A 26,913-nucleotide genomic window follows, 5' to 3' on the forward strand; every position below is an offset into this window, starting at 1 on the left:
ACTTGTCGGGGTGGCGGGATTCGAACCCACGACCTCTTCGTCCCGAACGAAGCGCGCTACCAAGCTGCGCCACACCCCGTGTGAAGCCACGACAGCGTATCGCACCGGGGGCCTCAGAAGCCAAACGGCAGGTAGACGGGGTTAGCGGCGAAGATCACGTCCGCTGGAGGGATGGAATTTTGTGCATCGTGCGTTGAAACGGGTACCTGTAATCAACGACAGTTCAACGCGAGAAAGCGAGGCACGACCATGACCGGATTGGGAGCTCTGCTCTACTGCGGATTCTTCGGACTGGCGGCGCTGTGGCTGTTCGCGACCTCCGACTACCGGGCGGCCTGGCTGGGCCGTCAGGATCAGCCCCAGCGTCCGGACCGCTCGAACTCCGCCAGTGCCGCCACGGCATCGGTGGACTCCAGCCCGCGGCTGCTGACCCACTCGTCGTCGAAGTAGGTGTCGGCGTAGCGGTCGCCGCTGTCGGCCAGGAGCGTCACCACCGACCCGCTGCGGCCCTGCGCCACCATCTCGGCCAGCAGCCCGAACGCGCCCCAGATATTCGTCCCCGTGGACGGGCCCACCCGTCGGCCCAGAACCTTGCTCACGTGCCGCGCCGCGGCCACCGAGGCGGCGTCTGGCACGCACACCATGGCGTCCACCACGCCGGGCAGGAACGACGGCTCCACGCGCGGTCGGCCGATGCCCTCGATGCGCGATGACGCACCCGTGAAGACGTCCCGGTCGCCCGTGGCCCACGACGGATAGAACGCCGAATTCTCCGGATCCACCACGCAGAGCTGGGTGGCGTGGCGCCGGTACCGCAGGAACCGCCCGATCGTGGCGCTCGTGCCGCCGGTGCCCGCGCCGACCACGATCCACTCCGGAATCGGATGGGTCTCGTCGCGCAGCTGCGAGAAGATCGACTCCGCGATGTTGTTGTTGCCCCGCCAGTCGGTGGCCCGCTCGGCATTGGTGAACTGATCGAGGTAGTGGCCGCCGGTCTCGCGCGCCAGGCGCTCCGCCTCGTCGTACACCTGGGACGACTGTTCGACGAAATGGCAACGGCCGCCTTGAGATTCGATCAGGGCGATCTTCGACTGACTCGTCGACGCCGTCATCACCGCGATGAAGGGCAACCCCAGCAGCGCCGCGAAATACGCCTCCGACACCGCCGTCGAACCCGACGACGCCTCGATGACGGTGGTCTGCGGGCCGATCCAGCCGTTGCACAACCCGTACAGGAACAGCGACCGGGCCAGCCGGTGCTTGAGGCTGCCGGTGATGTGGGTGCTCTCGTCCTTCAGATAGAGCTGGACGTCGACGCCGGCGCTCCACGCGGCCGGCAATGGATAGCGCAGGAGATGAGTGTCGGCGCTGCGTCGGGCGTCCGCCTCGATCAGGCGGACCGCGTTGTCCACCCAGTCGCGGCTCACCGTGCCGAGATGGCCGGCTGCGTCACGTCGGCGCCGATACCGGCGTGCCCGCCGCCGGTCGGGGCGGCCACCAGCGTCAGCAGCGTCACCTCGGGGCGGCAGCAGAACCGCACGGGCGTGTACGGCGAGGTACCCAGTCCGGCGGACACGTGCAGCTGCGTGTGTGCGCCCCAGCGTGACGGCCCCTTCACCCGGGAGGTGTCGATGTCGCAGTTGGTCACCAGAGCGCCGTAGAACGGCACACACAGCTGCCCGCCGTGCGTGTGGCCGGCCAGCACCAGCTGGTAGCCGTCGTCGGCGAACCGGTCCAGCACGCGGGTGTACGGCGCATGCGTGACGCCCAGGGACAGGTTGGCCGCCGGGTTGGGCCGCCCGGCGATGGTGTCGTAGCGGTCGCGGTTCAGATGCGGATCGTCGACACCGGCGACGGCGATGAGCTGCCCATTGACCTCGATCTCGCGCCGGGTGTGCGTCATGTCCAGCCAGCCGCGCTCGGTGAACGCCGCGCGCAGGTCCTGCCACGGCAGCGGCCGTCCGGTGATCCGCTTGTGCTTGCTGAACAGGTAGTTGGCGGGGTTCTTCGGCTTCGGCGCGAAGTAGTCGTTGCTGCCGAAAACGAACACGCCGGGCACCGCGAGCAGATCGCCCATGGCCTGCACCACGGCCGGCACCGACTTGGGGTGCGAGAGGTTGTCGCCGGTGTTGACGACCAGATCGGGCTCCCAGCGGGCCAGCTCGCGCAGCCAGGCCTGCTTGCGCCGCTGCGCCGGCATCATGTGCAGATCGCTCAGATGCAGCACCCGCAGCGGCGACGATCCGGGCGTCAACACCGGCATGGTGACCTCGCGGACCACGAACGCGTTGCGCTCGATGAGCGACGCGTAGGCGAGGCCCGCAGCCAGTGTTCCGGCGACGGTGACGGCTGCGTTGCGGGCGATGGCAGACATGCAGGCAGCCTACTTGCTCAGCGCAGCAATTGGCCCGTTGTCGCTGGTCATCGTTAGAAAGCCCACAGGGTTGGCTTAGGTCGTTCTGAGGTTTCGGCCGGGCCTATGGGGGCGGGGGACCGAGAACCGGCACGGTGATCGGCGGCAGGCCCGGAATCTCCACGACCGTCGACCCGATCTGCACCGGCGGCAGGCCGTCGAGGCCCGGAATCCCCACTGGCGGTGGCGGCGGAGGCGGCGGCGCGATGCCGTTGCTGACCTGGATCGTGACGATCGAGCCGGGGATGGTCTGTCCCGACGGCGAGGTTCCGACCACTTGACCCGACGGCGCGGTGCTGTTGACCCACGACGGCTGCGCGGACAACTGGAAGCCGGCTTCCTTGATGCGGGTCTGGGCGAGGTCGAGGTCCATGCCCGCGACGCTCGGCACCCTGGACCCTGGCCCGCCGTCGACATAGCGCGGGTCGGTCGGGGGCATCACGACGTTGGGCGGGGTGAACTGCTTCATCGCGGCGAACCAGGTCCGGGCCGGCTCGTGGCCACCGTAGAGATCACCACGGCCACACTGGCGCAGCGGGAACGAGCACAGGTCGGACGGGGTCGGCGAGTCGTCGTAGATGTAGTTGGCGGCGGCGTAGGCGCTCGTGAAGCCCAGGAACGCCGACGACCGGTGGGCCTCGGTGGTTCCGGTCTTGCCCGAGACCGGGAGGTTCCAGCCCACCGACTGCGCGGCCGCGGCACCGGTGCCACTGATGGCGTCCTTGTTCATCGCGTTGGCGAGGGTGTTGGCCAGGCCCTCCGGGACGGCCTGCTCGCAGGTCTGGGTGGTCACCGAGACCTCGTTGCCGTGCCGGTCGAACACCTTGTCCACGGGATTCGGCGGGCACCACGTGCCGCCCGATGCCAGCGTGGCCGCGACGTTGGACAGCTCAAGGGCATTGACCTCGAACGGACCGAGAGTGAACGAGCCGATGTTCTGGCGCTTGATGAAGTCGGCCAGGCTCTCGTTGCTGTTCGGGTCGTACGGGCGGGCGGTGCCCGGCGCGGCGTAGGACCGCAGCCCTAGCTTGACCGCCATGTCGACGGTGCGCGGGACGCCGATCTGCGAGATGAGCTTGGCGAACCCGGTGTTCGGCGACGACGCCAGCGCTTCGGTGACGTTCATGCTGCCCTTGTAGCGGCCGTCGTTCTCGACGCACCATTTGTCCTTCGGGCAGCCCTTGGCGCCGCCGCTGCCGAGGCCCTTGGCCTCGAACCGTCCGGGCACGTCCAGCTGCGCATTGATGCCCATGCCCATGTCCAGGGCGGCGGCCGTGGTGAACAGCTTGAAGATGGACCCGGCGCCGTCGCCGACCAGTGAAAACGGCTGCGGCTGCATGGTTTCCCCGGCCGCGGTGTTCAGGCCGTACGTCCGGTTGCTGGCCATCGCCACCACCTGGTGGTTGTCCTTACCGGGCCGGATGACGCTCATGACGCTGCCGATGCCGTCGATGGTGGGGGAGGCGATGCCGTCGATCGACGACTTGACCGCGTTCTGGATGTCCGGGTCGATCGTCGTGCGGATCAGGTAGCCGCCCTTGGCCACCTGGTCCTTGCTGATGCCCGCCTTCGACAGGTAGTCGAGCACATAGTCGCAGAAGAAGGCGCGGTCACCGGCGGCGATGCAGCCGCGGGGCAGCTGGTTGGGCTGCGGCAGGATGCCGAGCGGCTCGGCCTTGGCGGCGCGCAGCGCCTCGGCTTCCTGCGGGACGTTCTGAATCATGGTGTCCAGCACCAGGTTTCGACGTGCAAGGGCGCCGTCGGGGTTGACGTACGGATCCAGTCCGCTGGTCGACTGCACCATGCCGGCGAGCAGTGCGGCCTGCTGCCAGTTCAACTGCGAGGCGTTGATGCCGAAGTACGTCTGCGCGGCATCCTGGATGCCGAACGCGCCGTTGCCGAACGACACGAGGTTCAGGTAGCGCGTCAGGATCTCGGACTTGGTGAACGTCTTGTCCAGGGTCAGCGCCATGCGGATTTCGCGCAGCTTGCGCGCCGGGGTGGTCTCGATGGCGGCCCGCCGTTCGGCGTCACTCTGGGCGACCACGAGCAGCTGGTAGTTCTTCACGTACTGCTGCTCGATGGTGGATCCACCGCGGGTGTCGGCCGAACCCGACATGTAGCCGGACAGGCCCGTCAGGGTGCCCTTCCAGTCAACCCCGTTGTGCTCGGCAAACCGTTTGTCCTCGATCGAGACGATGGCCAGCTTCATGGTGTTGGCGATCTGATCGCTCGGCACCTCGAAGCGGCGCTGCGAATACAGCCACGCGATGGGGTTGCCCTTGGCGTCCACCATGGTGGACACGGCGGGTGCGTCACCTTCGACGAGCTGGGCCGAACCGTTGGCCACGACGTCGGATGCCCGGTTGGACATCAGGCCGACACCCCCGATGAGCGGGAACATCATCGCGGCGAGCACCACGCTGGCGAGCAGAACGCACCACGTCATCTTGATGACGGTGACCGCGGTCGGCGGACGGTTCTGCGGTCGCTCGGGCATGGGGTACAGCCTAGCGACCGTGGTAGCCAGCAGCTGAGTGCTGGTCGATTACCACGTCCTCAGGACATCTAGGGGGCTGCGACACGGGCAAAAATTAACGTTTGGACACACGTCCCAAAAAAGCGGCCCCAGACCCATTGCGCAATAGGCCCCTGACCACCTAACTTGAACACACAATGCGATCTAGGTAACACTACTAGCCGCAATGTGGCGTAGATCGCATCAGCGACCTACTCGGGAGGACTCGGCCGTCGGGAGACGGTGTGACGAAGGGATCGCTGGTGGCAGGTACACAGCCAGTAGTTCGCACGACAATCGCTCCCCAGGCCGGAAACGGCGCGATACAGGGCGTGGTCCAACCTGAAGCCGAAGCCCGCATCGCCTGGGTGTCCCAGGCGCGGTGCCGGCAGGCCGACCCGGATGAACTGTTCGTCCGGGGCGCCGCGCAACGCAAGGCCGCGGTCATCTGCCGGCATTGCCCGGTGATCGTCGAATGCGGTGCCGACGCCCTCGACAACCGCGTCGAGTTCGGCGTGTGGGGCGGCATGACCGAGCGTCAGCGCCGCGCCCTACTCAAACAGCACCCCGAGGTGGTGTCCTGGGCCGAGTTCTTCGCGACCCAGCGCAAGCACCGCAACGCGGTCTGACAGACGTAGAACAGCTGTGCCCGGGATTTCCTAGGAAATCCCGGGCACAAGCGTTTGAAAGCCGTTGCCTGTCAGGCCTTCACGACGTCGCCCGTGATCTGATCGGCGATGGCCCGCAGCGCCTCGAGGTCGGACACCTCGAACGGCAGTGACGGCACCCCCACCAACGCCACGTGCGGGTTGGCCCCGGTGAACCGCGACAGCAGCCGCACCTCACGCTTGGAGATCACGGTGCGGTTCGCGTGGATCCGCAGCGTCGCCGCCGCCAGCGCATCGGTGTCCTGACCGGACTGCTCCAGCTTGCCCGCGGCCTCGTCGGCCGCATCGGCGGTCAGGTCGCACAGCATCGGGTGGGTGCGGTTGAGGATCAGGCCGGCCAGCGGCATCTGCTCCTGCGACAACCGGTCGACGAAGAACGACGCCTCACGCAGCGCGTCGGGCTCGGCCGCCGAGACCACGACGAACCGGGTACCGGGGCGCTTGAGCAGTTCGTAGGTGCGGTCGGCCTTCTCCCGGAACCCGCCGAACGTCGAGTCCAGCGACTGCACGAAACTGGCCGCGTCAGAGAGCATCTGCGAACCCAGCACGGTGGACAGCGCCTTCATCGCCAGGCCCATGGCCCCGGTGACCAGCCGGCCGATGCCGCGGCCCGGACCGAGCAGCAGCTTCCACAGGCGGCTGTCCATGAAGTTGCCCAGTCGCTTCGGCGCGTCCAGGAAGTCCAGCGCGTTGCGCGACGGCGGGGTGTCGACGACGACCAGATCCCACTTGTCCTCGGCCAGCAGCTGGCCGAGCTTCTCCATCGCCATGTACTCCTGCGTGCCCGAGAGCGATGTCGCGACGGTTTGGTAGAACTGGTTCTCCAGGATCGCGTCGGCCCGGTCTTCGCCCGAGTACTGCACCACCATCTCGTCGAAGGTGCGGCGCATGTCCAGCATCATCGCGAACAGCTGGCCCGGCACCTCGGGTGCCAGCGGCACCCGCTGCGGGGTGTTACCGAGGTCCTTGATGCCGAGGGCCTGCGCCAGGCGCTTGGCGGGGTCGATGGTGAGCACCACGACGGTGCGGCCGTACTCGGCGGCCCGCAGCGCCATCGCGGCGGCCGTGGTGGTCTTGCCGACGCCGCCCGCGCCGCAGCACACCACGACGCGGTTCGCCTTGTCCGACAGGATCGCGTGCATGTCCAGCTTCAATGGCTGATGGCCTGGCTTGCCGCTCATTTGGTGCCAACCCCTTGCTGCTCGAGTGCTTCGGCGAGTTCGTACAGGCTGCCGAGGTCGACCCCGTCGGGGAGCGCGGGCAGTTCCAGGCGGGGCACTTCGAGGGCGTCGAGCTGATCGGCGCTTTCGGCGCGCGCCATCATGCGCGTCGCGTGCTGAATGGTCTCGGTGAGCAGTCCGGCGAAATCGCTGTCGGACAACGTGATTCCGGCGTCGGCCAGCCCGGCGCGCACGGCGTCGGCGTCGACGACGCCCTCGGCGGCCTTCGCCAGATCCTCCTGCGACAGGTACGCCGGGATGTTGCGGTTGACGATGACGCTGCCGATCGGCAGGTCCAGCTCCCGCAGTTCTTCGATCGCTTCCAGCGTCTCCTGCACGGGCAGCGCCTCCAGCAGGGTGACCAGGTGGATGGCGGTGAGCTCCGAGTGCAGCAGCTTCACGACGCCGTCGGCCTGAGAGTGCACCGGCCCGCCCTTGGCGAGATCCGAGACGGCCTTGGTGACGTCGAGGAAGCGGGAGATGCGGCCCGTCGGCGGGGCGTCGACCACGACGGCGTCATAGGGGCGCTGGCCCTTGAGTTCCTTGGCGGTCTTGCCGTTGCGGACCACGACCTCTTTGATCTTGCCGGTGAGCAGGACGTCACGCAGGCCGGGCGCGATCGTGGTGGCGAACTCGACGGCGCCGATGCGCTTCATGGCGCGGCCGGCGATGCCGAGGTTGTAGAACATGTCCAGGTACTCCAGGAACGCGGCCTCGGTGTCGATGGCCAGCGCGTTCACCTGCCCGCCGCCTTCGGCGGTGGCGATCTTCTGCTCCCCGTACGGCAGCGGTGGCACGTCGAAAAGCTGGGCGATGCCCTGCCGCCCCTCGACCTCGACCAGCAGGACGCTGCGGCCGCCGGCGGCCAGCGCCAGCGCCAGCGCGGCGGCGACGGTGGTTTTGCCGGTACCGCCCTTGCCGGTGACGAAATGGAGGCGCGCCTGGTCCAGGCGCGCGGGCCAACCGGTGTGGGTTCGGCCCGTCGATTCGGAGGTCACCCCAGCATGTTAACCATGCGGTACCCCTCGGCCGATAAGCTCGGCGGCATGAGCGAACCGACCCGGTGGGAGTACGCCACCGTCCCGTTGCTGATCCACGCCACCAAGCAGATCCTGGACCAGTGGGGCCAGGACGGGTGGGAGCTGGTGTCGGTGCTGGCCAACCCGAGCGGTGAGCAGCACGTCGCATACCTGAAGCGGCCGAAGTGACCGTCTCCGACCGGTTGGCCGAGCTCGGCATCGAGCTGCCGGAAGTCGTTGCGCCCCTTGCCGCTTACGTCCCCGCCGTCCGTACCGGGAACCTCGTCTACACCTCGGGCCAGCTGCCCATGCAGGGCGGCCAGTTGCCGGCCGAGGGCAAGGTCGGCGGCGAGGTCAGTGCCGAGGACGGCAAGGCCCTGGCCCGGATCTGCGGCCTCAACGCGTTGGCTGCCGTGCACGCGCTGGTGGGTATCGACTCGGTGGTGCGGATCGTCAAGGTCGTCGGTTTCGTCGCCTCGGCACCGGGCTTCAACGGCCAGCCCGCGGTGATCAACGGCGCGTCCGAACTGATGGGCGAGGTGTTCGGCCCGGCCGGTGCGCACGCCCGCTCTGCCGTCGGGGTCTCGGAGTTGCCGTTGAATGCGCCGGTCGAGGTGGAGTTGATCGTCGAGGTCGTATGACGCATCCCGCGTATGGCGTGCTGCGGCCGGTCACGGAGGCCGCCTCGGTACTGCTGTGCGACAACCCGGGGATCATGACGCTCGACGGCACCAACACCTGGGTGCTGCGCGGGCGCGGTAGTGACGAGATGGTCGTCGTCGACCCGGGACCTGACGACGATGCGCACCTCGAGCGCATCGCGGCACTCGGCAAGATCCCGCTGGTGCTGATCAGTCACAAGCACGACGACCACACCGGCGGCATCGACAAGCTGGTCGGCATGACGGGTGCGGTGGTGCGCTCGGTCGGCAGCGGGTTCCTGCGGGGACTCGGCGGGCCGCTCACCGATGGCGAGGTGATCGACGCCGCGGGCCTGCGGATCGCCGTCATGGCGACACCGGGGCATACCGCGGATTCACTGTCGTTCGTCGTCGACGATGCCGTGCTGACCGCGGACACCGTGCTGGGCCGCGGCACCACCGTCATCGACAACGAGGACGGCAGCCTGCGCGACTACCTGGAATCGCTGCGGCGGCTGCAGGGCCTCGGACAGCGGACCGTCCTGCCCGGTCATGGTCCCGATCTGGCCGACCTGTCGCAGGTGACGGCCATGTACCTCGCGCACCGCGAGGAACGGCTGGACCAGGTGCGCGGTGCCCTGAAAGTGCTCGGCGAAGAGGCGTCGGCACGGCAGGTCGTCGAACACGTCTACACCGACGTCGACCAGAAGCTGTGGGACGCCGCCGAGAAATCGGTGCAGGCCCAGTTGGACTACCTGCGGACTGCTTGAACCAGACAAAGATGCCCCCGACGCGTGTCGGGGGCATCTTGTCAGAACTACCGCGCTCGGCGGGCCAGCCGCTCCGAGTCGGAGATCAGCACGCTCTTGCCTTCGAGCCGGATCCAGCCGCGGTGCGCGAAGTCGGCGAGTGCCTTGTTCACGGTTTCGCGGGAGGCGCCGACCAGCTGGGCGATCTCTTCTTGCGTCAGGTCGTGGGTGACGCGCAGGGCGCCGCCCTCCTGTGTGCCGAAGCGCTGGGCCAGCTGCAGCAGCTGCTTGGCCACGCGACCGGGCACGTCGGTGAAGATCAGGTCGGCCAGGTTGTTGTTGGTGCGGCGCAACCGGCGGGCGAGCACGCGCAGCAGCTGCTCGGCGATCTCCGGACGGTCCGCGATCCACGCCCGCAGCGCTTCACGGTCCATCGAGACGGCGCGCACCTCGGTGATGGTGATGGCGCTCGACGTCCGGGGACCCGGGTCGAAGATCGACAGCTCACCGAACATGTCCGACGGACCCATGATCGTCAGCAGGTTCTCCCGGCCGTCCGGCGACCGGCGGCCGATCTTCACCTTGCCGGAGATGATGATGTAGAGGCGGTCGCCGGGCTCGCCTTCGGCGAACACGGTGTGTCCGCGAGGAAAGTCGACAGGCTGCAGCTGTTTGGTCAGTGCGGATACCGCGGTGGGCTCGACACCCTGGAAGATTCCGGCCCTCGCCAGGATCTCGTCCACGTTGCTCCCTAAGGCTGGTGAGTGATAAAAAACGCGCGCAAGCTAGCCAGTGAACTGGTTAACAAAGTCAGTCTAGTGGTAAGCCGTTTCGCAACCAGCCACGCTACACACGATTCGCCTGGCGAGTCTCGCGAAATTGCGGATTGCTCGCATAGTGGGCATACGCGCGGCTGGGTAATTCGGGCTCACCGAAGGCGCCGAGCGGGTTGTCGCGCGTCGGCGACGGGGCCGCGAGGGCGCGCGGCTCCTCGAATCGGGGTGCTGATCGGTGCGGCAACGTACCGGCGGATGCGGACTGTTCCGACCAGGCGTTCTTGACCTTCTCGACGAAGGCTTTGACGTCTGCCGCGGTGTACGTCTCCTTGGACGTATCCAGCATCGCTTCGAGGCGGCTCAACCCGAAGGTTGCCAACATGAGCAACCCGGGAATGCACACCACGAGCAACCAGGACACACGCAGAAGTAAACACGCCGAATGTCTCAGGGTGATCACGAAACGACGCCGGTCAAAGTATCCTTACCGACTTCTCTCAGTACGCTTACCGGCGTGCCTGCGCGACGATCCACCGCAAAATACGACCGCGAAACCCACCTGGGTCTGGTGCGTCGCGCTCGGAGAATGAATCGTGAACTGGCGCAAGCGTTCCCGCACGTCTACTGCGAGCTGGATTTCACCAATCCGCTGGAGCTTGCGGTGGCCACGATCCTGTCGGCGCAGTGCACGGACAAGAGGGTGAACCTCACCACGCCGGCGCTGTTCGCCAAATACCCGACGGCGCTGGACTATGCGCAGGCCAACCGGACCGAACTCGAGGAGCTGATCCGGCCCACCGGCTTCTACCGCAACAAGGCGACGTCGATCATCGGGCTGGGCCAGGAACTGGTCACCCGTTTCGACGGCGAGGTGCCCGACACCCTCGACGAGCTGGTCACGCTGCCCGGTGTGGGACGCAAGACCGCCAACGTCATCCTCGGCAACGCCTTCGACATCCCGGGCATCACGGTCGACACGCACTTCGGCCGGCTGGTGCGACGTTGGCGCTGGACCGCCGAAGAGGACCCGGTCAAGGTGGAACACGCCGTCGGCGAGCTGATCCCGCGCAAGGAATGGACCCTGCTGTCGCACCGCGTCATCTTCCACGGGCGCCGGGTTTGCCATTCCCGGACCCCGGCCTGCGGCGTGTGTGTGCTGGCCCGCGACTGCCCGTCGTACGGACTTGGGCCGACGGACCTGGCGGCCGCCGCGGCGCTGGTGAAGGGACCCGAGACCGAACACCTGCTGGCCCTGGCCGGGATCACCGAGTGAGTCGGTCTGCCCGTTGGACCGTGGTGGTGCTGGCCGTGTTCGTCGTTCTCGGTGTGGCGCTGTGGCGGCAACTCGGTGACGACCGGACCGCGTCCGGGCCGGCGGGCCAGCAGACTGTCGCGCGCGCACATCGCGACGCCGACACCCCGGCGGCGCTGGCCGGACCCCGGGCCAAGGCGGCCCTGCCGCCCTGTCCGGCGCCGCAGGGCGGGCCCGGACCGCAAGCGCTGCAGGGCATCACGGTCGACTGTGCGGCCGACGGGACGCCCGTCGACGTCGCCAAGGCCGTCGCCGGCCGCGCCGTGGTGCTGAACTTGTGGGCCTACTGGTGCGGCCCGTGCGCCGACGAACTGCCCGCACTGGCCGAGTACCAGCGCCGGGTGGGCTCGAAGGTGACGGTGCTGACGGTGCATCAGGACGAGAACGAGACCGCCGGGCTGCTGCGGCTGGCCGACCTGGGCGTCAAGCTGCCGATGCTGCAGGACGGCCGGCGGCTGATCGCGGCCGCGCTGCGCGTCCCCAATGTCATGCCTGCGACCGTGCTGCTGCGCCCTGACGGTAGCGTTGCGCAGGTCCTGCCCCGGCCGTTCACCAGTGCCGACGAGATCGCCAGTGCAGTGAACGCACAGTTAGGAGTGTCGGGGTGAACGTGCTGAACCCACAGGCCGCCCCGGCCTGGCTGCGGCCCCTCGTCGACAACGCCGCGGACCTGCCGCAGGCCTACCGGCGCCGGGTGCCGAAGAGCGTTCTGGCGGCCATCACCGCCGCCGGCGCCACCGCGACATTGACCGGCACCAAGCGCGACGCCGCCGTCCTGGTGTTGTTCTCGGGCGCGCCCGACGCCCCCGCCGGTGCCCTGCCGCCCGACGCCGACCTGCTGGTCACCGTCCGCGCATCGACGCTGCGCCACCACGCCGGGCAGGCGGCGTTCCCCGGCGGCGCGTCCGATCCCGGGGACGACGGTCCCATCGGCACCGCGCTGCGCGAGGCGACCGAGGAGACCGGGATCGACGCCTCGCGGCTGCACGTGCTGACGACGCTCGACCGAATGTTCATCCCGCCCTCGGGTTTTCACGTCGTTCCGGTGCTCGCGTACTCGCCCGACCCGGGCCACGTCCTCGCCGTCGACCCGGCCGAGACCGCGATCGTCGCGCGGGTTCCCGTGCGCGCCTTCGTCAATCCCGAGAACCGGTTGATGGTGTACCGCAAAGAGAACACGCGGCAGTTCGCCGGCCCGGCATTTCTGCTCAACCAGATGCTGGTGTGGGGGTTCACCGCTCAGGTGATCTCCGCGATGCTCGACGTCGCAGGCTGGGCCAAGCCGTGGAACACCGACGTCGTCGAGGAACTGGACGCGGCAATGGCGCTGCTGGGCGAGTCCAGCGGCTACCGTGTGGATCAACCATGACACCTTCACAATGGCTGGATCTGGCCGTTCTGTCCGTCGCCTTCGTCGCCGCCGTCTCGGGCTGGCGGTCCGGGGCGCTGGGCTCCCTGCTGTCTTTTCTCGGTGTGGTGCTCGGCGCGGTGGCCGGTGTGCTGCTGGCGCCGCATGTGGTGGCGCACGTCGACGGCGCCCGCAGCAAGCTCTTCATCGCCTTGTTCCTGATCCTGGGCCTGGTCGTGGTCGGCGAGATCGCCGGTGTGGTGCTGGGCCGCGCCGTCCGCGGCGCCATGCGCAACGAGGTGGTGCGCGGATTCGACTCGGTCGTCGGCATGGCCCTGCAACTGGTCGCGGTCCTGGTTGCCGCCTGGCTGCTGGCCACCCCGCTGACGTCGTCCGACCAGCCGAACCTGGCTGCCGCGGTGAACGGCTCGCGCGTGCTGTCCGAGGTCAACGACCTCGCGCCGGCCTGGCTCAAGCGCGTGCCCACGCGGCTCTCGGCGCTGTTGAACACGTCGGGCCTGCCGTCGGTGCTGCAGCCGTTCGGCCGCACGCCGATCGTCAGCGTCTCGGCGCCCGACCCGGCGCTCGTCGGCGACCCGGCGGTGGCCGCGGCCAAGGGCAGCGTCGTGAAGATCCGCGGCGTCGCGCAGAGCTGCCAGAAGGTGCTCGAGGGCACCGGCTTCGTGGTGGCGCCCGGCCGGGTGATGTCCAACGCCCACGTGGTGGCCGGCTCCAACAGCGTCACCGTCCAGGTCGACGACAAGAGCTACGACGCCAAGGTCGTGTCGTACGACCCCGAGGCCGACATCTCGATTCTCGACGCGCCCGACCTGCCCGCGGCACCCCTGAAGTTCGACATGCAGGAAGCCGCGACCGGGACCGGCGCCGTGGTGATGGGCTATCCGGGCGGCGGTGAGTTCGCCGCGACCCCGGCGCGCATCCGCGAGGTCATCAAGCTCAACGGCCCGGACATCTACCACTCCACGACCGTCACTCGCGAGGTCTACACCATCAGAGGCAATGTCCGCCAAGGCAATTCGGGCGGGCCGCTGATCGACGGCAGTGGGAAGGTGCTCGGAGTCGTGTTCGGCGCCGCGGTCGACGACGCCGACACGGGCTTCGTCCTCACCGCCGACGAGGTGGCCAAGCAGATGGCCAAGGTCGACAACCAGGACGCGGTGCCGACCGGGAAGTGCATCTCAGCCGGGTAGCTGGTGCAGAAACGTCGACAGCTCCGAGGTGACGGTCGACGGCTGCTCCTCGTGCGCGAAATGCCCTGCGCCGGGGACGGATACGAAGCGGGTCTGCGGGGCGTAACGCTGGGTCCGGCGGACCGGATCATCGAGTACGTACGGGTCGGCGGTGCCGTGCAGATGCAGGACCGGCACCGCGGTGCGCTGTTTCATCGCGCGCATGAAGCGCCGGCCTTCGCCGCGGACCTGACTGCGCGCCGCCCACCGCTGATACTCGAGCGCCGAGTGCGCGGCCGACGGAATCTGGATCGCGGTGCGCAGGTGCGCGGCGGTCTGGGCGAAATCCGCCGACGCCGGCCAGGCGGCACCGGCGCGGCTGCGCACCAGCTGCTCGACGGCAGCACCGCCGCGCCGGGTCAGGACATGCTCGGGCCACCACGGCACCTGATTGCGCAGCATCGCCGGCAGCAGGGCCGCGCGCTGGCCCTTGTCGGTCAGCGTCGAGGACCGCAGCGCCACCGGGTGCGGTGAACTGACCAGCGCGATACCCCGGACCGCCCGCGGATGCAGCATCGCCGTCGCCCAGCAGACGAGGCCGCCGTCGGCGTGTCCGACCAGCACGGCGGAGTGGTGTCCCAGCGCGCGCACCAGGCCGGCGGTGTCCCCGGCCAGCGTCCAGCCGTCGTAGCCGGTCGGTGGCTTGTCACTGCCGCCGTAGCCTCGCAGGTCGACCGCGACCACCCGGGCGCCGCGCAGGTCGCGCAACTGATGTCGCCACGAGTACCAGAACGAGGCGAACCCGTGCAGCAGGATCACCAGCGGACGCTCGGCATTGGAGGACCCGTCCGCGTTCCGATCCTCGGGCTCCGAGCCCTCGGCCTCCACGACGTGGAAGCGGATCCCGTTCGCGTGCACCTGGAGGTGTCGCCACGGACCGTCGATCCGGACGACCGACGGATCAGGTGGCGGCACTACCAGCCTGAGGTGTCGCTAGAAGCCGTGCGGGCGGTGATCTGACTCGACGGCTTGTCGTGCCCCGGCGTCAGCGCCACCTTGGCCTCCTTGACCGTGGCGATGGTGTCCCGCGGGCCGCGGATCTTGCGGACCTTGAGGAAGCCCAGGAACGCGAGCGCGCCCGTCGTCAGCACCATGAGCGCGAAGACGATGAGGTACGACGCCCAGCTCGGCAGCCACAGCTCCAGCAGCGAGCCGAGGAAGAAGAAGAAAAAGAACGTCGAGTAGAAGAGCACGACCAGGGCGGCGATGAACAGGACGCTGCCGGTCAGGCCCTTCTTCACATCGGCGGTGATCTCGGCGCGCGCGAGCTCGACCTCGGCCCGCACCAGCGTCGACATCTGCGCGGTGGCTTCCTTGACCAGATCGCCGATCGACGGATCGGCCTTGGGCGCATGCGGATCCACCAGCGGGATCGAGGTCACCGTGGCTGGAACGGGGCCATTCTTGCGATCGCCATTGCTCACGAACACGTCCTCCCGGCGTCGGTGTAGTCCTGGCATATGTTGCCACGTGGGGCGCCGCTTAACGATCCGGCCCAGGGATACACTGCCCCGATGCGTTTGGCACCCGTGATTGCTGCGATGTGTGGGACGGCCGTTGCTCTGCTCGCCACGTCGGCCGGGGTGCCGGCCCACGCGGACGCACCGGTGCCGCTGGGCGGTGGTTCCGGCATCGTCGTGGACGGTGACACCTTCTGCACCCTGACCACGATCGGTCATGACAACCGCGGCAAGCTGGTCGGCTTCACGTCGGCGCACTGCGGCGGTCCCGGCCACGAGGTGTCGGCCGAGGGCGCCGAGAACCGCGGCACGCTGGGCGTCATGGTGGCCGGCAGTCAGCCGCTGGACTACGCCGTCATCGAGTTCGACCCGGCCAAGGTGCAGCCCCTCAACACTGTCAACGGATTCCAGATCGACGGCATCGGCCCGGACCCGGCCTTCGGCCAGGTGGCGTGCAAGCTGGGCCGCACCACCGGCTACACCTGCGGCGTCACGTGGGGCCCCGGACAGGACCCGGGCACCATCGTCGACCAGGTGTGTGGCCAACCCGGTGACTCGGGTGCGCCCGTCACGGTGAACAACAAGCTGGTCGGCATGATCCACGGCGCGTTCAGCGACGACCTGCCGACGTGCGTCGTCAAGTACGTGCCGCTGCACACCCCGGCCGTGACGGTGTCGATCAACGCGGTGATCGCCGATCTGGACGCCAAGAGCCGGCCCGGCGCCGGTTACGTGCCGATCGCCTGACCACATACGAAAAGGCCCCCGACATGTCGTCGGGGGCCTTTCGCGTACTACGCCTACTTGCTGGCGCGGATGGCTTCGAAGACGCTGGGGTCGACGAGGGTGGAGGTGTCGCCGAGGTCGCGGCCTTCGGCGACGTCGCGCAGCAGGCGGCGCATGATCTTGCCGCTACGCGTCTTGGGGAGCTCGGGCACGACGTGGATTTCGCGTGGTTTGGCGATGGGGGAGATCTCCCGTGCCACCTGGGCGCGCAGTTCCTCGATCATGTTCTCCGGACCGCCGTGCGCCGACTCCTTGAGGATGACGAACGCGCAGATGGCCTGGCCGGTGGTGGCGTCGGTGGCGCCGACGACGGCGGCCTCGGCCACGCCGGCGTGCCCCACGAGTGCGGACTCGACCTCGGCGGTGGAGATGCGGTGGCCCGAGATGTTCATGACGTCGTCGATGCGGCCCAGGACCCAGATGTTGCCGTCGGCGTCGTAGCGGGCGCCGTCACCGGCGAAGTACCAGCCCTGCTCGGCGAAGCGGGACCAGTAGGTGTCCTTGAACCGTTCGTCGTCGCCCCAGATGCCGCGCAGCATCGACGGCCACGGCTTGTCGAGCACCAGGTAGCCGGTGACGTGTTCGGCCTCGTCGGCGCCGGGGACCAGGTCGTTGCCGTCGTCGTCGACGATCTTGGCGCTGATGCCGGGCAGCGGGGTCATGGCCGAGCCGGGCTTGGCGGCGGTCACGCCGGGCAGCGGGGAGATCATGATGGCGCCGGTCTCGGTCTGCCACCACGTGTCCACGATGGGCGTGGTGCCCGCGCCGATGTGTTCGCGGTACCAGCGCCAGGCCTCGGGGTTGATGGGCTCACCGACCGAGCCGAGCACCCGCAGGCTCGACAGGTTGTGCGCCGCGGGGATCTGGTGGCCCAGCTTCATGAAGGTGCGGATCAGCGTGGGCGCTGTGTAGTAGATGGTGACGCCGTACTTCTCGATGATGTCGAAGTGCCGGTGCTCGTTGGGTGAGGTGGGGGTGCCTTCGTAGACCACCTGCGTGACGCCGTTGGAGAGCGGGCCGTAGACGATGTAGGTGTGCCCGGTGACCCAGCCGATGTCGGCGGTGCACCAGTACACGTCGTCGGCCTTGATGTCGAAGACGTTGTGGTGGCTGTAGGACGCCTGGGTCAGGAAGCCGCCGCTGGTGTGCACGATGCCCTTGGGCTTGCCGGTGGTGCCGGAGGTGTACAGCAGGAACAACGGTTGCTCGGCGTCGAAGGCCTCGGGGGTGTGCTCGGTCGACTGCGAGTCGACGATCTCGTGCCACCAGACGTCGCGGCCCTCGGTCCAGTCGACGTCGATGCCGGTGCGCTTGACCACCAGCACGTGCTCGACGCTCGCCTGGCCGGTGACGGCTTCATCGACCGCGGACTTGAGCGAGGCGGCCTGGCCGCGGCGGTACTGCCCGTCGGTGGTGATGACCAGCTTGGCCTGGGCATCCTCGACGCGGGCGGCCAGGGCGGTGGCCGAGAAACCGGCGAAGACGACCGAGTGCATGACACCGAGCCGGGCGCAGGCCAGCATCGCCACGATGGCCTCGGGCACCATCGGCATGTAGATGGCGACGCGGTCGCCGGCGACCAGGCCCAGGGCGGTCAGGGCGTTGGCGGCCTTGCTGACCTCGTCCTTGAGCTGGGCGTAGGTGATGTCGCGGGCGTCGCCGACGGGCTCGCCCTCCCAGTGGATCGCGACGCGGTCGCCGTTGCCGGCCTCGACGTGGCGGTCCACGCAGTTGTAGGCGACGTTGAGCTTGCCGTCACCGAACCACTTGGCGAAGGGCGCATTGGACCAGTCGAGCACCTCGGTGAACGGGGTGGCCCAGGACAACCGCTCGCCCTGGCGGCGCCAGAAATCCAGGCGGTCGGCGTCGGCCTCTTGATACAGCGCGGCGGTGGCATTGGCCTGCGCGGCGAACTCGGCAGGCGGCGGGTAAGCCTGTGGCACAGCGGTGTCTTGTGTCATGGCTGTGAGCGTAGTCACTGGCACGTTGCAATGACGTTGGAGGTGACCCGCCACCGGGACGTTGGTGGTGGCCACCCGGTGGCACTACCGTGTGCGGACGTGGCTGCACCTGACCCGCTGGCTCCTTTGGCCGAACTCCCCGGCGTGGCCGAGGCCGGAGACGAGGCTCGTGAAGCGCTCGGCAGGGCCCACCGGCACAAGGTGAACCTGCGCGGTTGGCCCGCCACCGCGGCCGAGGCGTCGATGCGGGCCGCCCGGGCGTCGTCGGTGCTCGACGGCGGCTCCCTGAGTTTCAGTAAGGACGGCGAGGCGCCGGCCAAAGGTGAGCGCGCCGACGCGGTGCTGGCCGGCGCGCTGCGTGTGGCCGAGGCGCTCGAAGGTGGTGCGACGGCGCTCGTCGGCGTCTGGCAGCGGGCGCCGCTACAGGCGATCGCCCGGCTGCACTCCCTGGCGGCCGCGGATCTGACGGACCCGGACCAGCTCGGCCGGCCCCGCACCGATGATCCGGACGTGGGCCGGCGCCTGGAGCTGCTCGGCGAGATCGTGGGCGGTGGGAGCCGGGTGCCGGCGACGGTGCTCGCGGCCGTCGCTCATGGCGAACTCCTGAGCCTGGCTCCATTCGGGGTGGCCGACGGTGTGGTGGCGCGCGCGGTGTCCCGGCTGATCACCATGTCGAGTGGTCTCGACCCGCACGGCCTCGGCGTTCCCGAGATGTACTGGATGCGTCAGGTCGGCGAATACCGTGCCGCGGCACGGGGCTTCGCGTCGGGCACGGCCGACGGGCTGACGGCGTGGTTGATCTGCAGCAGTCGTGCGCTGCATTCCGGAGCTCGTGAGGCGCTGTCGATTGCGCAGGCTTCGGCCAAGTAGCGGTCGGTCCGCGGCCGTCTCCAGCAAACACGCACACATAAAAGCGGGCGGCGCTCCGTCGTCAGAGGGCATCTGACTCGGCTCGCCGCCCGCTAGCACGGAACCCCGGTTACCAAGCGTGCTTGTCGGGTTGTGTGGGTGGCCTCGGCGTCCCTGCAATGCGCTGCGGCTACAACCCCACCCAAGGAGTTCTCTTAGCCGTTCGCTTTTCGCAATTACGCAGGCCCACAACGCTTTTACCATTGTCGCGGTATGTGCTCCGCGTGGGTGCCGGTATTCCGTGCTGGGATGCCCTCTTCGGGAGGTCGAACCTTCTCTTCCGGTTCGGTCTTGGCCTCGGGGGGCTTCCGTGCTTCCTTTGTACTACGTGACCGCAGTCACATCAAGGGTCAATCGCCGGCGATTTGTGATTGTTACTCCAGGGCACTCAGCAACTTGCCAGTAGCTTTCAGAAGCTCAGTCGACGGAGCAGCGAGTACGTCACGGCGCCGGCCGCGAGGGCGCTGGCGCCGACGGCCAGTGTGGTGGCCACCGCGGCGCCCGAGGGTGCCGGCAGCCGGTCCCGCAGCGAGACCGGACGGGTGAAGGTCAGCACCGGCCAGCCGCGGGCGACGGCCTCCTTGCGCAGCGCGCGGTCCGGGTTGACCACTGCGGGGTGACCGACGGCCGCGAGCATCGGCAGATCGGTGATGGAGTCCGAGTAGGCGTAGCAGTGCTCCAGCGCGTAGCCCTCGCGGGCCGCGAGTTCCTCGATCGCCTGGACCTTGCCTTCGGCGAAGCAGTAGAAGTCGACGTCGCCCGTGTACTTGCCGTCGGCGACCACCATGCGTGTGGCCATCGAATGATTGGCCCCGAGTTCGCGGGCGATGGGCGCGACGATCTCCTCACCGGATGCCGAGACCACCACGACATCGCGGCCGCACAGCTTGTGGTCGGCGATCAGGTTGGCGGCTTCTGCGAAGACCAGTGGGTCGACGATGTCGTGCAGCGTCTCGGCGACGATCGACTTGACCTGTTCGACGTCCCAGCCCGTGCACATGTTCGTCAGGTAGGACCGCATGCGGTCCATCTGATCGTGGTCGGCACCGGACATCAGGAACAGAAACTGGGCATAGGTGGACTTGAGGACAGCTTGCCGGTTCAGCAGTCCCTGGTTGAAAAAAGGTTTGCTAAAAGCGAGGGTGCTGGACTTGGCGATCACCGTTTTGTCGAGATCGAAGAAGGCTGCGGTGCGCACCGGACCGGTCGACCCGGCCTCCTGACGCGGCGCGGCCGCGGTCTGCGCGGCCGGATCGGATGCGGTCACGGCTCCAAGCATATGCTCCGGAACCCCGGCGCCGGGTGGGCGCCGCTGTGGCCGTGTCGGTCGCCGGTGGGTCGGCCATCGTGGCGATTGACGTGCTGACACGCCCATTTCACAGACAATCAACAGTTGCGCACAGCCCTGTTGACGTGTGTATAGTGGGCATTACCCGGGCAGCGCCGGGTGTGCATCAGCCCGACCCCCCGGGGCTGATCCACGACGACCTCCGCCTCCTCCCCCCCCTGGCGGGGGTCGTCCCTTTTTCGGGGGCGGTCATTTTCCCGGAGGCGTTGCCTCTTCGGCGAGATTTTCGCCAGCGCCGAATTCATCGGTTCCCGTTGTGGCGGAGCCTTGGCGAGCCCGGCCCGTCGACAGTCGTGACCCATCCGTGAAAAGTTGCGGAACGACATTCTCACCAGTGCGTCAATAAAGTTGTCCACAGTTTGCGATTCATCCACATTCTGGGGGCGGGCTCTGGTGCCGTGGCCTGCCGCGGATCACGGTGGAACCATGACGACGAACGGGGCCCTGGCGTTGATCGCCGACGCCGGACTGCGCGACGAGATCGAACGCATCGCCGCGGCGGCGGGGATCAGAGTGGTGTACGCGGCGGAGCCCTCCGGCCGGAAGGCATGGGTCGGTGCCGCGGCAGTGGTGCTCGACGTCGCGGCAGCGCGGCGCTGCCGAGAGCTCGGGATGCCGCGACGGCCCGCCGTGTTCTTGATCGCGACCGATACGCCCGGCTCCCGCGAGTTCGAGGCCGCGATGGTGATCGGTGCACAGGAGGTCATCACCCTGCCCGGCGGGGAGTCGGCTCTGGTCGGTGTCCTGGCGGATGCCGCAGCCGGCGAATCCGACGGGCGCCGCGGCGCCGTGGTCGCCGTCATCGGCGGACGTGGCGGCGGCGGCGCGTCGGTGTTCGCGATCGCCTTGGCGCAGGCCGCGGGAGAACCGGACCATGAGTGCCTGCTCGTCGACGTCGACGCCTGGAGCGGCGGTATCGATCTCGCCCTCGGTGCCGAGTGCGATGCCGGCCTGCGCTGGCCGGACCTGGCGGCGGCAGGGGGACGGCTCAGCTATCCGGCCCTGCGCGATGCGCTCCCGCGCCGGCGCGGGGTGGTGGTGCTGTCGACGGGCCGCACCGGCGTCGAGCTGAGGCCGACGGCGCTCGCGGCGGTCGTCGAGGCCGGAAGCCGCGCCGGCGCAACCGTCATCTGCGATGTGCCACGACAGTCTTCCGCTGCCGCCGAGACCGTCCTGGCTGCAGCCGATCTGGTGGTCGTGGTGGCGCCGGCAGAGGTGCGGGCCTGCGCCGCGACCCGGGTCGTGGCCGACTGGGTGACGGCCGTCAACCCGAACGTCGGCCTGGTGGTGCGGGGTCCTGCGCCCGGCGGGCTGCGCGCCGCGGAGATGGCGACGATCCTCGGGCTGCCGCTGCTGGCGGCCATGCGGGCCGAGAGCAACCTCGACGGCGCGCTCGAGCGGGGCGGTCTCGGCCGGAGTCTGCGGAGCCGGTCACCGCTGGCCGTGGCCGCCCGCCGCGTACTCACGGTGCTGGGCCGACAGCCCGGGGAGGCGGCGTGACGTCGTCGTTGGTGGATCGGGTCCGGGAACGACTGGCCGCGCAGACCAGCGGTGCCCTGCACCCCAACGCGGTGGCTGCGGCCATCCGAGCTGAGTCCGGCGGCGTACTCGCCGACAGCGACGTACTGGCCGGCATGCGGCTGCTGCAGACCGAGCTGACCGGTGCCGGGATTCTGGAACCGCTCCTGCGGGCACCGGGCACCACCGACGTGCTGGTCAGCGCGCCCGACGAGGTGTGGGTCGACGACGGAAACGGGTTGCGCCGCAGCACGATCAGATTTCCGGATGAGGACGCGGTGCAGCGCCTGGCGCAACGGCTCGCGCTGGCGATCGGGCGCCGGCTCGACGATTCGCAACCCTGGGTCGACGGCCACCTCGGCGGTATCGGCGGTGGTCTGACCGTGCGGTTGCATGCCGTGCTGCCGCCGATCGCCGCCGCAGGTACCTGCCTCTCGCTGCGGGTGCTGCGGCCCGCGACGCAGGACCTGGCCGGACTCGTCGAATCCGGCGCCATCGCGCCGCCCGCCGTCCCGCTGATCACCGACATCGTCGCGGCGCGGCTGGCGTTCCTGGTCTCCGGCGGCACCGGTGCCGGGAAGACCACCATGTTGTCCGCGCTCCTCGGGGCCGTCGATCCCGCCGAGCGGATCGTCTGCGTCGAGGACGCCGCGGAGCTGGCGCCGCAACATCCGCACCTGGTCCGGCTGGTCGCGCGCGGCGCCAACGTCGAGGGCGTGGGCGAGGTGACGGTGCGTGACCTGGTTCGGCAGGCGCTGCGGATGCGCCCTGACCGGATCGTCGTCGGCGAGGTGCGCGGTGCGGAAGTCGTGGATCTGCTTGCCGCGCTCAACACCGGTCACGAGGGTGGGGCGGGGACGGTGCATGCGAACAGTCCCGCCGAGGTGCCCGCCCGCATGGAGGCGTTGGCAGCGGTCGGCGGATTGGACCGGGCGGCGCTGCATTCGCAACTGTCGGCCGCGTGCCAGGTGGTACTGCACACCGCGCGAGCCCGGGACGGGCGTCGGCACCTGAGTGAGATCGCGGTGCTGCGCCGCGCCCCGGACGGGACCGTGACGGTCGTGACCGCCTGGCACGTCGACCGCGGCGCGGGCCCTGGCCTGCCCGCGCTGGGTGAGCTGCTGACTGCGCGGGGCCGGTCGTGAGTCCCGCGCTGCTGCTGGCACTGGCCGTGCTGGTCGCGCCACCGGCGGGCGGCGCCGGGCGCCTCGGGCACAGAAAACGGTTGGTGCGATCTGGACCTCGCCTGCTCTGGCCGGTGGCGGCAGTGGCCGCCGTGGTGGCGCTCGTCGTCCTGCCGATGCCGGTGATGCTGGCCGGCTCGGCCGTGGTCGGCACCGCGGGGCTCCGGTGGCGGCGCTCGCGGCAGGCCGCGCTGCGCGCCCGGGAAGCTCAGACGCTGCAGGGCGCACTCGGCATCCTGGTCGGGGAACTGCGTGCCGGGGCGCATCCGGTCGCGGCGTTCGATGCCGCGGCTCATGAGGTCGGCGGACCGGTGTCCGCGGCGTTGGGCGAGGTCGCGGCGCGGGCCCGCCTGGGCGCCGATGTCTCTGCCGGTCTGCGTGCCGTCGCGGGATCGTCGGCGCTGCCCGCCCATTGGCAGCGGCTGGCGGTGTACTGGCAACTGGCGCTCGACCATGGCTTGGCCATCGCCCCGCTGATGCGCGCCGCCGAACGTGACGTCGTTGCGCGCGAACGTTTCTCCTCGCGGATCAGGGCGGGGATGGCCGGGGCCCGCACGACGGCGGCCGTGCTGTCCGGGCTGCCCGCACTCGGAATTGTCTTGGGACAGTTGATCGGTGCGCATCCCGTGCGCTTCCTGCTGGGTGACGGCGCGGCGGTGCTGACGATCGGTGTGGTGCTGTGCTGCCTCGGGCTGCTGTGGTCGGACCGGATCATCGCGCGGGCACAGCGATGAGCGCCGTGCCGATTCTGCTGCTCGCCGTGGCGGTCCTGCTGATCCCGGGCGCGGCGGTGCACCGAATCCGGCCCCGCCCGTCGGATCGGTCCGCGCCGCCCGCGGCGCCCGACGACCCGCTGGCGGTGCCGTCGAGCCTGGACGTGCTGGCGGCGTGCCTGTCGGCAGGCATGGCGACCGGCGCGGCGGCCGCGGCGGCGGTGCCGTCGGCACCGGCCGATCTGGCGAGCGTGCTGCGTCGCGCGGCCGAACTCCTGGCCCTGGGGGCGGCACCGGCGTCGGCCTGGGCAGAGCCGGGTCGCGGTACCGACCCGCACGTGATCGCGCTGCTGCGGCTGGCGCGGCGGTCGGCGTCGTCGGGTGCCGCGATGGCTCAGGGCGTCGCGGAACTGGCCGAGCAGGCCAGGGCCGACGCCGGGGACGCGGCGGACGCCGCCGCCGAGCGCGCCAATGTGCTGATCGCCGGTCCACTGGGGCTCTGCTACCTGCCGGCATTCGTCTGTCTCGGCATCGTGCCGGTGGTCGCCGGTCTGGCCGGTGACGTGTTCGGGTCCGGGGTGTTCTGATCACAACAAAGGGGAGGAAAACCATGAAAATGACCAGCTTTCGCGCGCTCGAAGCTCGAGCGACCCTGCTGCTGGCCGATGAGAGCGGAATGTCGACGGTGGAGTACGCCATCGGCACCGTGGCTGCCGCGGCGTTCGGCGCCATCCTCTACACGGTGGTCACGGGGGATTCGATCGTCAGCGCGCTGACCAACATCATCTCGCGTGCTCTCACCACCAACCGATGACCGTGGCGGCGTCACGGTCGAGGCGGCGTTCGCGGTCGCCGCACTCGTGGTGGTCGCCGTCCTCGGTGTCGGTGGGCTGGCTGCGGTCTCGGCGCAGGTGCGCTGCATCGATGCGGCCCGGGAAGCGGCCCGGCTCGCGGCCCGTGGCGACGACAGTGCTGCCGTCGACACGGCCCGTCGCACCGGACCGGACGGGGCCTCGATCGAGGTGCGGCGCGACGGCGGGCGGATCGTCGCGCGGGTCCGCGTTCGGGCACCGCTGGTGCCCGGCGTCACGGTGGGGGCCGAGGCGGTGGCGGCACCCGAACCTGGTGCGTGACGACCGGGGTGCGGCGACGGTGTTCGCGGTCGCGCTCATCGTGGTGCTCATCGGGGTCCTGACCGGCGCGGCCGCGGTCGGCGCCGCGGTGATCGGTCGGCATCAGGCGCAGTCAGCGGCCGACCTGGCCGCACTGGCCGCCGCGGGCGCATTGGCCGCCGGACCAGGCCAGTCCTGTAGCCGGGCGGCTGCCGTCGCCGAAGCCATGGACAGCCGGGTTGGTCACTGCGCCGTGGAGCGGCTGGATGTGGTGGTCGACGTGGAGGTGCCGGTGCGATTCGGGCGCTGGCACCTGGGCGACGCGCACGGCCGGGCCCGCGCCGGGCCAGGCTGACGGCAGCGCGGTGGTGACAACGATCAGGAGGCCGCAGAAGAACAGATCACCCCACCCGGGCCGATCTGTCGTTGTGTCGCTTGCCATGTCACTACCGTAGAATCTCAACTATGGTTGAGATCAAGCGCATGGGTCCGACCGACCTCCTGACCATCGGGGAGATCGTGAAGCGGACGGGAGTCTCGGCGTCCGCGCTGCACTTCTATGAGCGAAAAGGGCTGATCCACCCCGAGCGGACGTCGGGCGGGACACGGCTGTACCCACGTCACCTGGAGCGTCGCATCGCCGTCATCCAGGTCGCGAAGCGGCTCGGCATTCCGCTCAGCGAGGTGGCCGAGCACTTTCAGACGCTGCCCGACGACCGGATGCCGTCACTGCGCGACTGGACCAGGCTCAACAAACGGTGGCGGGCGCAATTGCGCGAACGCCAGCTCGAGTTGGAGCGGCTGCAGTCGGAGATGGACCAGTGCATCGGGTGTGGATGCATCTCGCTCAACCACTGTCTGGTCATCAACCCCGGCGACACGCTGGCCGCCGAAGGTCCGGGTGCGCGGCGACTGCTGCCGCTCGACGGAGCGAATCCGGCTGGCGCCCAATAGGACTCGTCGCGGTCAGGATTCCGGCAGGTCGTCGTTCAGCCGGTCCCCGGCCGCCACGAGCTCGCCGTAGGTCGGCAGTCGCAGCGACAGCAGACCGGCGAAGGTGTCGTCGGCGACCTGGAGCCGGTGTGCGGTGACGTGAATCGGCACCCACCCGCCGTCATTGGCGCGCAACCGGAGCACCCGCGACGTCGGTCCGCTGCCGAATTCGACCGTCATGGCCGCCATCTCGGCGATCTCGTTCGGGTGCACCACTGTCTCGGACGTCGCGTCGGCGCTCCAGTCGAAGAGCGGACAGGGCTCGTCGACCCACTTGATGAGCTTCCAGGTGTTCAGGTCCACCAAGGCCCGGTACACACCGGGAACGGCCCGCCCGCCCGCGATCTGCTGTGCCCGGTCGAGCGGGTTGGCCGACGAATTTTCGCGGACGCCGCGCCAGTTCATCGCCCGGCAGATCAGCCGGTCCTGGTCGTCCTCGTCGGGCTCGTTCAGGACCCGCGCGGCGAATCCGACGCTGATGGGGCGGCCCCGGAAGTCGGTCATTTCCCAAGTGCTGGTGAAGGTTTGGCCGGGCTCGGGTTTGAGCACGGCGGAGATGACCCGGGCCTCGTTCGGGTTGAGCTTGCGGGTCTGCAGATCGTCGGCGAAGGCGCGGCCGTGGGTGGCCTCGGCCGCCGGGTTGAGGCCGCTGTTGGCCAGGGACTCCATGGTGTCGGTCGCGATGCCGCCCGTCAGGTCCCACTTCAGCGGGCCGGGGATCATCCGGTCCGGCGGGTCGGCATCGGGCGCGCCGACCCAGACGTGGACGCCGTGGATGCGGCCGTCGGTCATCTGCACCACTTCGGTCCGGATCACCCGGTCGCTCTTGGGCGTGATGCTCGTCAGCGGCAGGCCGGCGCGCACGGTTTCCCCGATGGCCGACTGGATGGCCATCAGGCTCGCGTTGCGCCGCAGGAAAGTGCTGATGGGAACCATGTCCTGGGTTTGCTGCCCCAACGCGACGACGGCAGGTTCGGCGCCGAGGGTCTCGACGAGGAGCCAGTCGTCCGTCATG

The 26,913-nt window shown here is 69.3% G+C and carries 30 protein-coding genes and 1 tRNA gene; 18 read left to right on the forward strand and 13 right to left on the reverse strand.

Annotated elements, in window-relative coordinates:
- Positions 1-5 precede the first annotated feature (5 nt).
- The 4 genes from G6N46_RS20730 to ponA2 all read right to left on the reverse strand — a co-directional run bounded on the left by G6N46_RS20730 (position 6) and on the right by ponA2 (position 4,913).
- Positions 6-79, reverse strand: a tRNA-Pro gene (locus G6N46_RS20730).
- Positions 80-353: 274 nt separating this feature from the next.
- Positions 354-1,427: an L-cysteine desulfhydrase Cds1 gene (cds1, locus tag G6N46_RS20735; RefSeq protein ID WP_138250957.1), complete on the reverse strand. Its 1,074-nt coding sequence runs from the start codon at positions 1,425-1,427 to the stop codon at positions 354-356.
- A complete protein-coding gene (locus G6N46_RS20740; RefSeq protein WP_060999412.1) occupies positions 1,424-2,374 on the reverse strand; it encodes a metallophosphoesterase in 951 nt (316 codons plus the stop codon). Before G6N46_RS20740 ends, cds1 begins: the two co-directional genes overlap by 4 nt.
- Before the next feature lie 103 nt (positions 2,375-2,477).
- Positions 2,478-4,913: a transglycosylase/D,D-transpeptidase PonA2 gene (ponA2, locus tag G6N46_RS20745; protein ID WP_138250956.1), complete on the reverse strand. Its 2,436-nt coding sequence runs from the start codon at positions 4,911-4,913 to the stop codon at positions 2,478-2,480.
- 341 nt (positions 4,914-5,254) lie between these two features.
- Here ponA2 and G6N46_RS20750 point away from each other — a divergent pair, with 341 nt between their 5' ends.
- Complete coding sequence (locus tag G6N46_RS20750; protein WP_020100988.1) at positions 5,255-5,560, forward strand: WhiB family transcriptional regulator; 306 nt, start codon at positions 5,255-5,257, stop codon at positions 5,558-5,560.
- A gap of 71 nt (positions 5,561-5,631) precedes the next feature.
- Here G6N46_RS20750 and G6N46_RS20755 read toward each other — a convergent pair whose 3' ends face one another.
- Complete coding sequence (locus G6N46_RS20755; protein ID WP_138250955.1) at positions 5,632-6,780, reverse strand: ATPase BagB; 1,149 nt, start codon at positions 6,778-6,780, stop codon at positions 5,632-5,634.
- The gene (locus G6N46_RS20760; protein ID WP_138250954.1) at positions 6,777-7,817 is read right to left on the reverse strand and encodes an ATPase BagA; all 1,041 of its coding nucleotides are present in this window, start codon (positions 7,815-7,817) and stop codon (positions 6,777-6,779) included. Before G6N46_RS20760 ends, G6N46_RS20755 begins: the two co-directional genes overlap by 4 nt.
- 48 nt (positions 7,818-7,865) lie before the next feature.
- On the opposite strand from G6N46_RS20760, the gene G6N46_RS20765 reads away from it, so the two are divergent.
- From G6N46_RS20765 to G6N46_RS20775, 3 genes are read left to right on the forward strand one after another with little or no spacing between them, the layout of a single operon-like run.
- On the forward strand, positions 7,866-8,027 hold the full coding sequence (locus G6N46_RS20765) for a Sp36 family protein (RefSeq protein ID WP_090562576.1): 162 nt from the start codon (positions 7,866-7,868) through the stop codon (positions 8,025-8,027).
- Positions 8,024-8,479, forward strand: a complete 456-nt coding sequence (locus G6N46_RS20770) for a RidA family protein (RefSeq protein WP_061007129.1) — start codon at positions 8,024-8,026, stop codon at positions 8,477-8,479. The genes G6N46_RS20765 and G6N46_RS20770 overlap by 4 nt, the downstream gene beginning before the upstream one ends.
- Positions 8,476-9,249: an MBL fold metallo-hydrolase gene (locus G6N46_RS20775; protein ID WP_138250953.1), complete on the forward strand. Its 774-nt coding sequence runs from the start codon at positions 8,476-8,478 to the stop codon at positions 9,247-9,249. The genes G6N46_RS20770 and G6N46_RS20775 overlap by 4 nt, the downstream gene beginning before the upstream one ends.
- A 47-nt stretch (positions 9,250-9,296) precedes the next feature.
- Here G6N46_RS20775 and crp read toward each other — a convergent pair whose 3' ends face one another.
- Both crp and G6N46_RS20785 read right to left on the reverse strand, forming a co-directional pair.
- Positions 9,297-9,971: a cAMP-activated global transcriptional regulator CRP gene (gene crp / locus G6N46_RS20780; RefSeq protein ID WP_020100982.1), complete on the reverse strand. Its 675-nt coding sequence runs from the start codon at positions 9,969-9,971 to the stop codon at positions 9,297-9,299.
- Positions 9,972-10,074: 103 nt separating this feature from the next.
- Positions 10,075-10,386 carry a hypothetical protein gene (locus G6N46_RS20785; protein ID WP_135355510.1) on the reverse strand — a complete coding sequence of 104 codons (312 nt, stop codon included), beginning with the start codon at positions 10,384-10,386 and terminating at the stop codon, positions 10,075-10,077.
- A 60-nt stretch (positions 10,387-10,446) separates the two neighbouring features.
- Here G6N46_RS20785 and nth point away from each other — a divergent pair, with 60 nt between their 5' ends.
- From nth to marP, 4 genes are read left to right on the forward strand one after another with little or no spacing between them, the layout of a single operon-like run.
- Positions 10,447-11,277, forward strand: a complete 831-nt coding sequence (gene nth / locus G6N46_RS20790) for an endonuclease III (RefSeq protein ID WP_179967693.1) — start codon at positions 10,447-10,449, stop codon at positions 11,275-11,277.
- Entirely contained in the window at positions 11,274-11,924 is a 651-nt protein-coding gene (locus tag G6N46_RS20795; RefSeq protein ID WP_138250951.1) for a TlpA family protein disulfide reductase, read from the forward strand. The genes nth and G6N46_RS20795 overlap by 4 nt, the downstream gene beginning before the upstream one ends.
- On the forward strand, positions 11,921-12,685 hold the full coding sequence (locus G6N46_RS20800) for an NUDIX hydrolase (protein ID WP_138250950.1): 765 nt from the start codon (positions 11,921-11,923) through the stop codon (positions 12,683-12,685). Before G6N46_RS20795 ends, G6N46_RS20800 begins: the two co-directional genes overlap by 4 nt.
- Positions 12,682-13,875 carry an acid resistance serine protease MarP gene (gene marP / locus G6N46_RS20805; protein ID WP_061007135.1) on the forward strand — a complete coding sequence of 398 codons (1,194 nt, stop codon included), beginning with the start codon at positions 12,682-12,684 and terminating at the stop codon, positions 13,873-13,875. Before G6N46_RS20800 ends, marP begins: the two co-directional genes overlap by 4 nt.
- On the opposite strand, the gene G6N46_RS20810 is transcribed toward marP, so the two are convergent.
- Entirely contained in the window at positions 13,864-14,829 is a 966-nt protein-coding gene (locus tag G6N46_RS20810; RefSeq protein WP_064857700.1) for an alpha/beta fold hydrolase, read from the reverse strand. The two genes, marP and G6N46_RS20810, sit on opposite strands and share 12 nt — an antisense overlap.
- The gene (locus tag G6N46_RS20815; protein ID WP_061007141.1) at positions 14,829-15,338 is read right to left on the reverse strand and encodes a phage holin family protein; all 510 of its coding nucleotides are present in this window, start codon (positions 15,336-15,338) and stop codon (positions 14,829-14,831) included. The genes G6N46_RS20810 and G6N46_RS20815 overlap by 1 nt, the downstream gene beginning before the upstream one ends.
- A 117-nt stretch (positions 15,339-15,455) precedes the next feature.
- Between G6N46_RS20815 and G6N46_RS20820 the strand changes: the two genes are divergently transcribed.
- On the forward strand, positions 15,456-16,121 hold the full coding sequence (locus G6N46_RS20820; protein ID WP_135355527.1) for a S1 family peptidase: 666 nt from the start codon (positions 15,456-15,458) through the stop codon (positions 16,119-16,121).
- A 53-nt stretch (positions 16,122-16,174) separates the two neighbouring features.
- Here G6N46_RS20820 and acs read toward each other — a convergent pair whose 3' ends face one another.
- Positions 16,175-18,121 carry an acetate--CoA ligase gene (acs, locus tag G6N46_RS20825; RefSeq protein ID WP_138250949.1) on the reverse strand — a complete coding sequence of 649 codons (1,947 nt, stop codon included), beginning with the start codon at positions 18,119-18,121 and terminating at the stop codon, positions 16,175-16,177.
- A gap of 99 nt (positions 18,122-18,220) precedes the next feature.
- Here acs and G6N46_RS20830 point away from each other — a divergent pair, with 99 nt between their 5' ends.
- Positions 18,221-18,991 (forward strand): Fic family protein, encoded by a 771-nt coding sequence (locus G6N46_RS20830; protein ID WP_133426327.1) that lies wholly within the window; start codon positions 18,221-18,223, stop codon positions 18,989-18,991.
- Between the two features lie 448 nt (positions 18,992-19,439).
- Here the strand turns inward: G6N46_RS20830 and G6N46_RS20835 are convergent, their stop codons facing one another.
- Complete coding sequence (locus G6N46_RS20835; RefSeq protein WP_135355515.1) at positions 19,440-20,309, reverse strand: HAD-IB family hydrolase; 870 nt, start codon at positions 20,307-20,309, stop codon at positions 19,440-19,442.
- Positions 20,310-20,804: 495 nt separating this feature from the next.
- Between G6N46_RS20835 and ssd the strand changes: the two genes are divergently transcribed.
- From ssd to soxR, 8 genes are all read left to right on the forward strand, one after another.
- Positions 20,805-21,878, forward strand: coding sequence for a septum site-determining protein Ssd (gene ssd / locus G6N46_RS20840; protein ID WP_133426328.1), 1,074 nt, complete (start codon positions 20,805-20,807; stop codon positions 21,876-21,878).
- The gene (locus G6N46_RS20845; protein ID WP_133426329.1) at positions 21,875-23,041 is read left to right on the forward strand and encodes a TadA family conjugal transfer-associated ATPase; all 1,167 of its coding nucleotides are present in this window, start codon (positions 21,875-21,877) and stop codon (positions 23,039-23,041) included. Before ssd ends, G6N46_RS20845 begins: the two co-directional genes overlap by 4 nt.
- A complete protein-coding gene (locus G6N46_RS20850; RefSeq protein ID WP_064857695.1) occupies positions 23,038-23,814 on the forward strand; it encodes a type II secretion system F family protein in 777 nt (258 codons plus the stop codon). The genes G6N46_RS20845 and G6N46_RS20850 overlap by 4 nt, the downstream gene beginning before the upstream one ends.
- Complete coding sequence (locus tag G6N46_RS20855) at positions 23,811-24,380, forward strand: type II secretion system F family protein (RefSeq protein ID WP_179967694.1); 570 nt, start codon at positions 23,811-23,813, stop codon at positions 24,378-24,380. The genes G6N46_RS20850 and G6N46_RS20855 overlap by 4 nt, the downstream gene beginning before the upstream one ends.
- A 23-nt stretch (positions 24,381-24,403) precedes the next feature.
- On the forward strand, positions 24,404-24,607 hold the full coding sequence (locus tag G6N46_RS20860; RefSeq protein WP_174814072.1) for a DUF4244 domain-containing protein: 204 nt from the start codon (positions 24,404-24,406) through the stop codon (positions 24,605-24,607).
- Positions 24,585-24,926, forward strand: coding sequence for a TadE family type IV pilus minor pilin (locus G6N46_RS20865; protein WP_138250947.1), 342 nt, complete (start codon positions 24,585-24,587; stop codon positions 24,924-24,926). The genes G6N46_RS20860 and G6N46_RS20865 overlap by 23 nt, the downstream gene beginning before the upstream one ends.
- On the forward strand, positions 24,919-25,260 hold the full coding sequence (locus tag G6N46_RS20870) for an Rv3654c family TadE-like protein (protein ID WP_138250946.1): 342 nt from the start codon (positions 24,919-24,921) through the stop codon (positions 25,258-25,260). The genes G6N46_RS20865 and G6N46_RS20870 overlap by 8 nt, the downstream gene beginning before the upstream one ends.
- Positions 25,261-25,370: 110 nt before the next feature.
- A complete protein-coding gene (gene soxR / locus G6N46_RS20875) occupies positions 25,371-25,859 on the forward strand; it encodes a redox-sensitive transcriptional activator SoxR (RefSeq protein WP_138250945.1) in 489 nt (162 codons plus the stop codon).
- 12 nt (positions 25,860-25,871) lie between these two features.
- Here soxR and G6N46_RS20880 read toward each other — a convergent pair whose 3' ends face one another.
- The gene (locus G6N46_RS20880) at positions 25,872-26,912 is read right to left on the reverse strand and encodes a PAS domain-containing protein (protein ID WP_138250944.1); all 1,041 of its coding nucleotides are present in this window, start codon (positions 26,910-26,912) and stop codon (positions 25,872-25,874) included.
- Between the last annotated feature and the right edge of the window lies 1 nt (position 26,913).

Origin of the sequence: Mycolicibacterium phocaicum, assembly GCF_010731115.1 — a bacterium.
GTDB lineage: Bacteria > Actinomycetota > Actinomycetes > Mycobacteriales > Mycobacteriaceae > Mycobacterium > Mycobacterium phocaicum.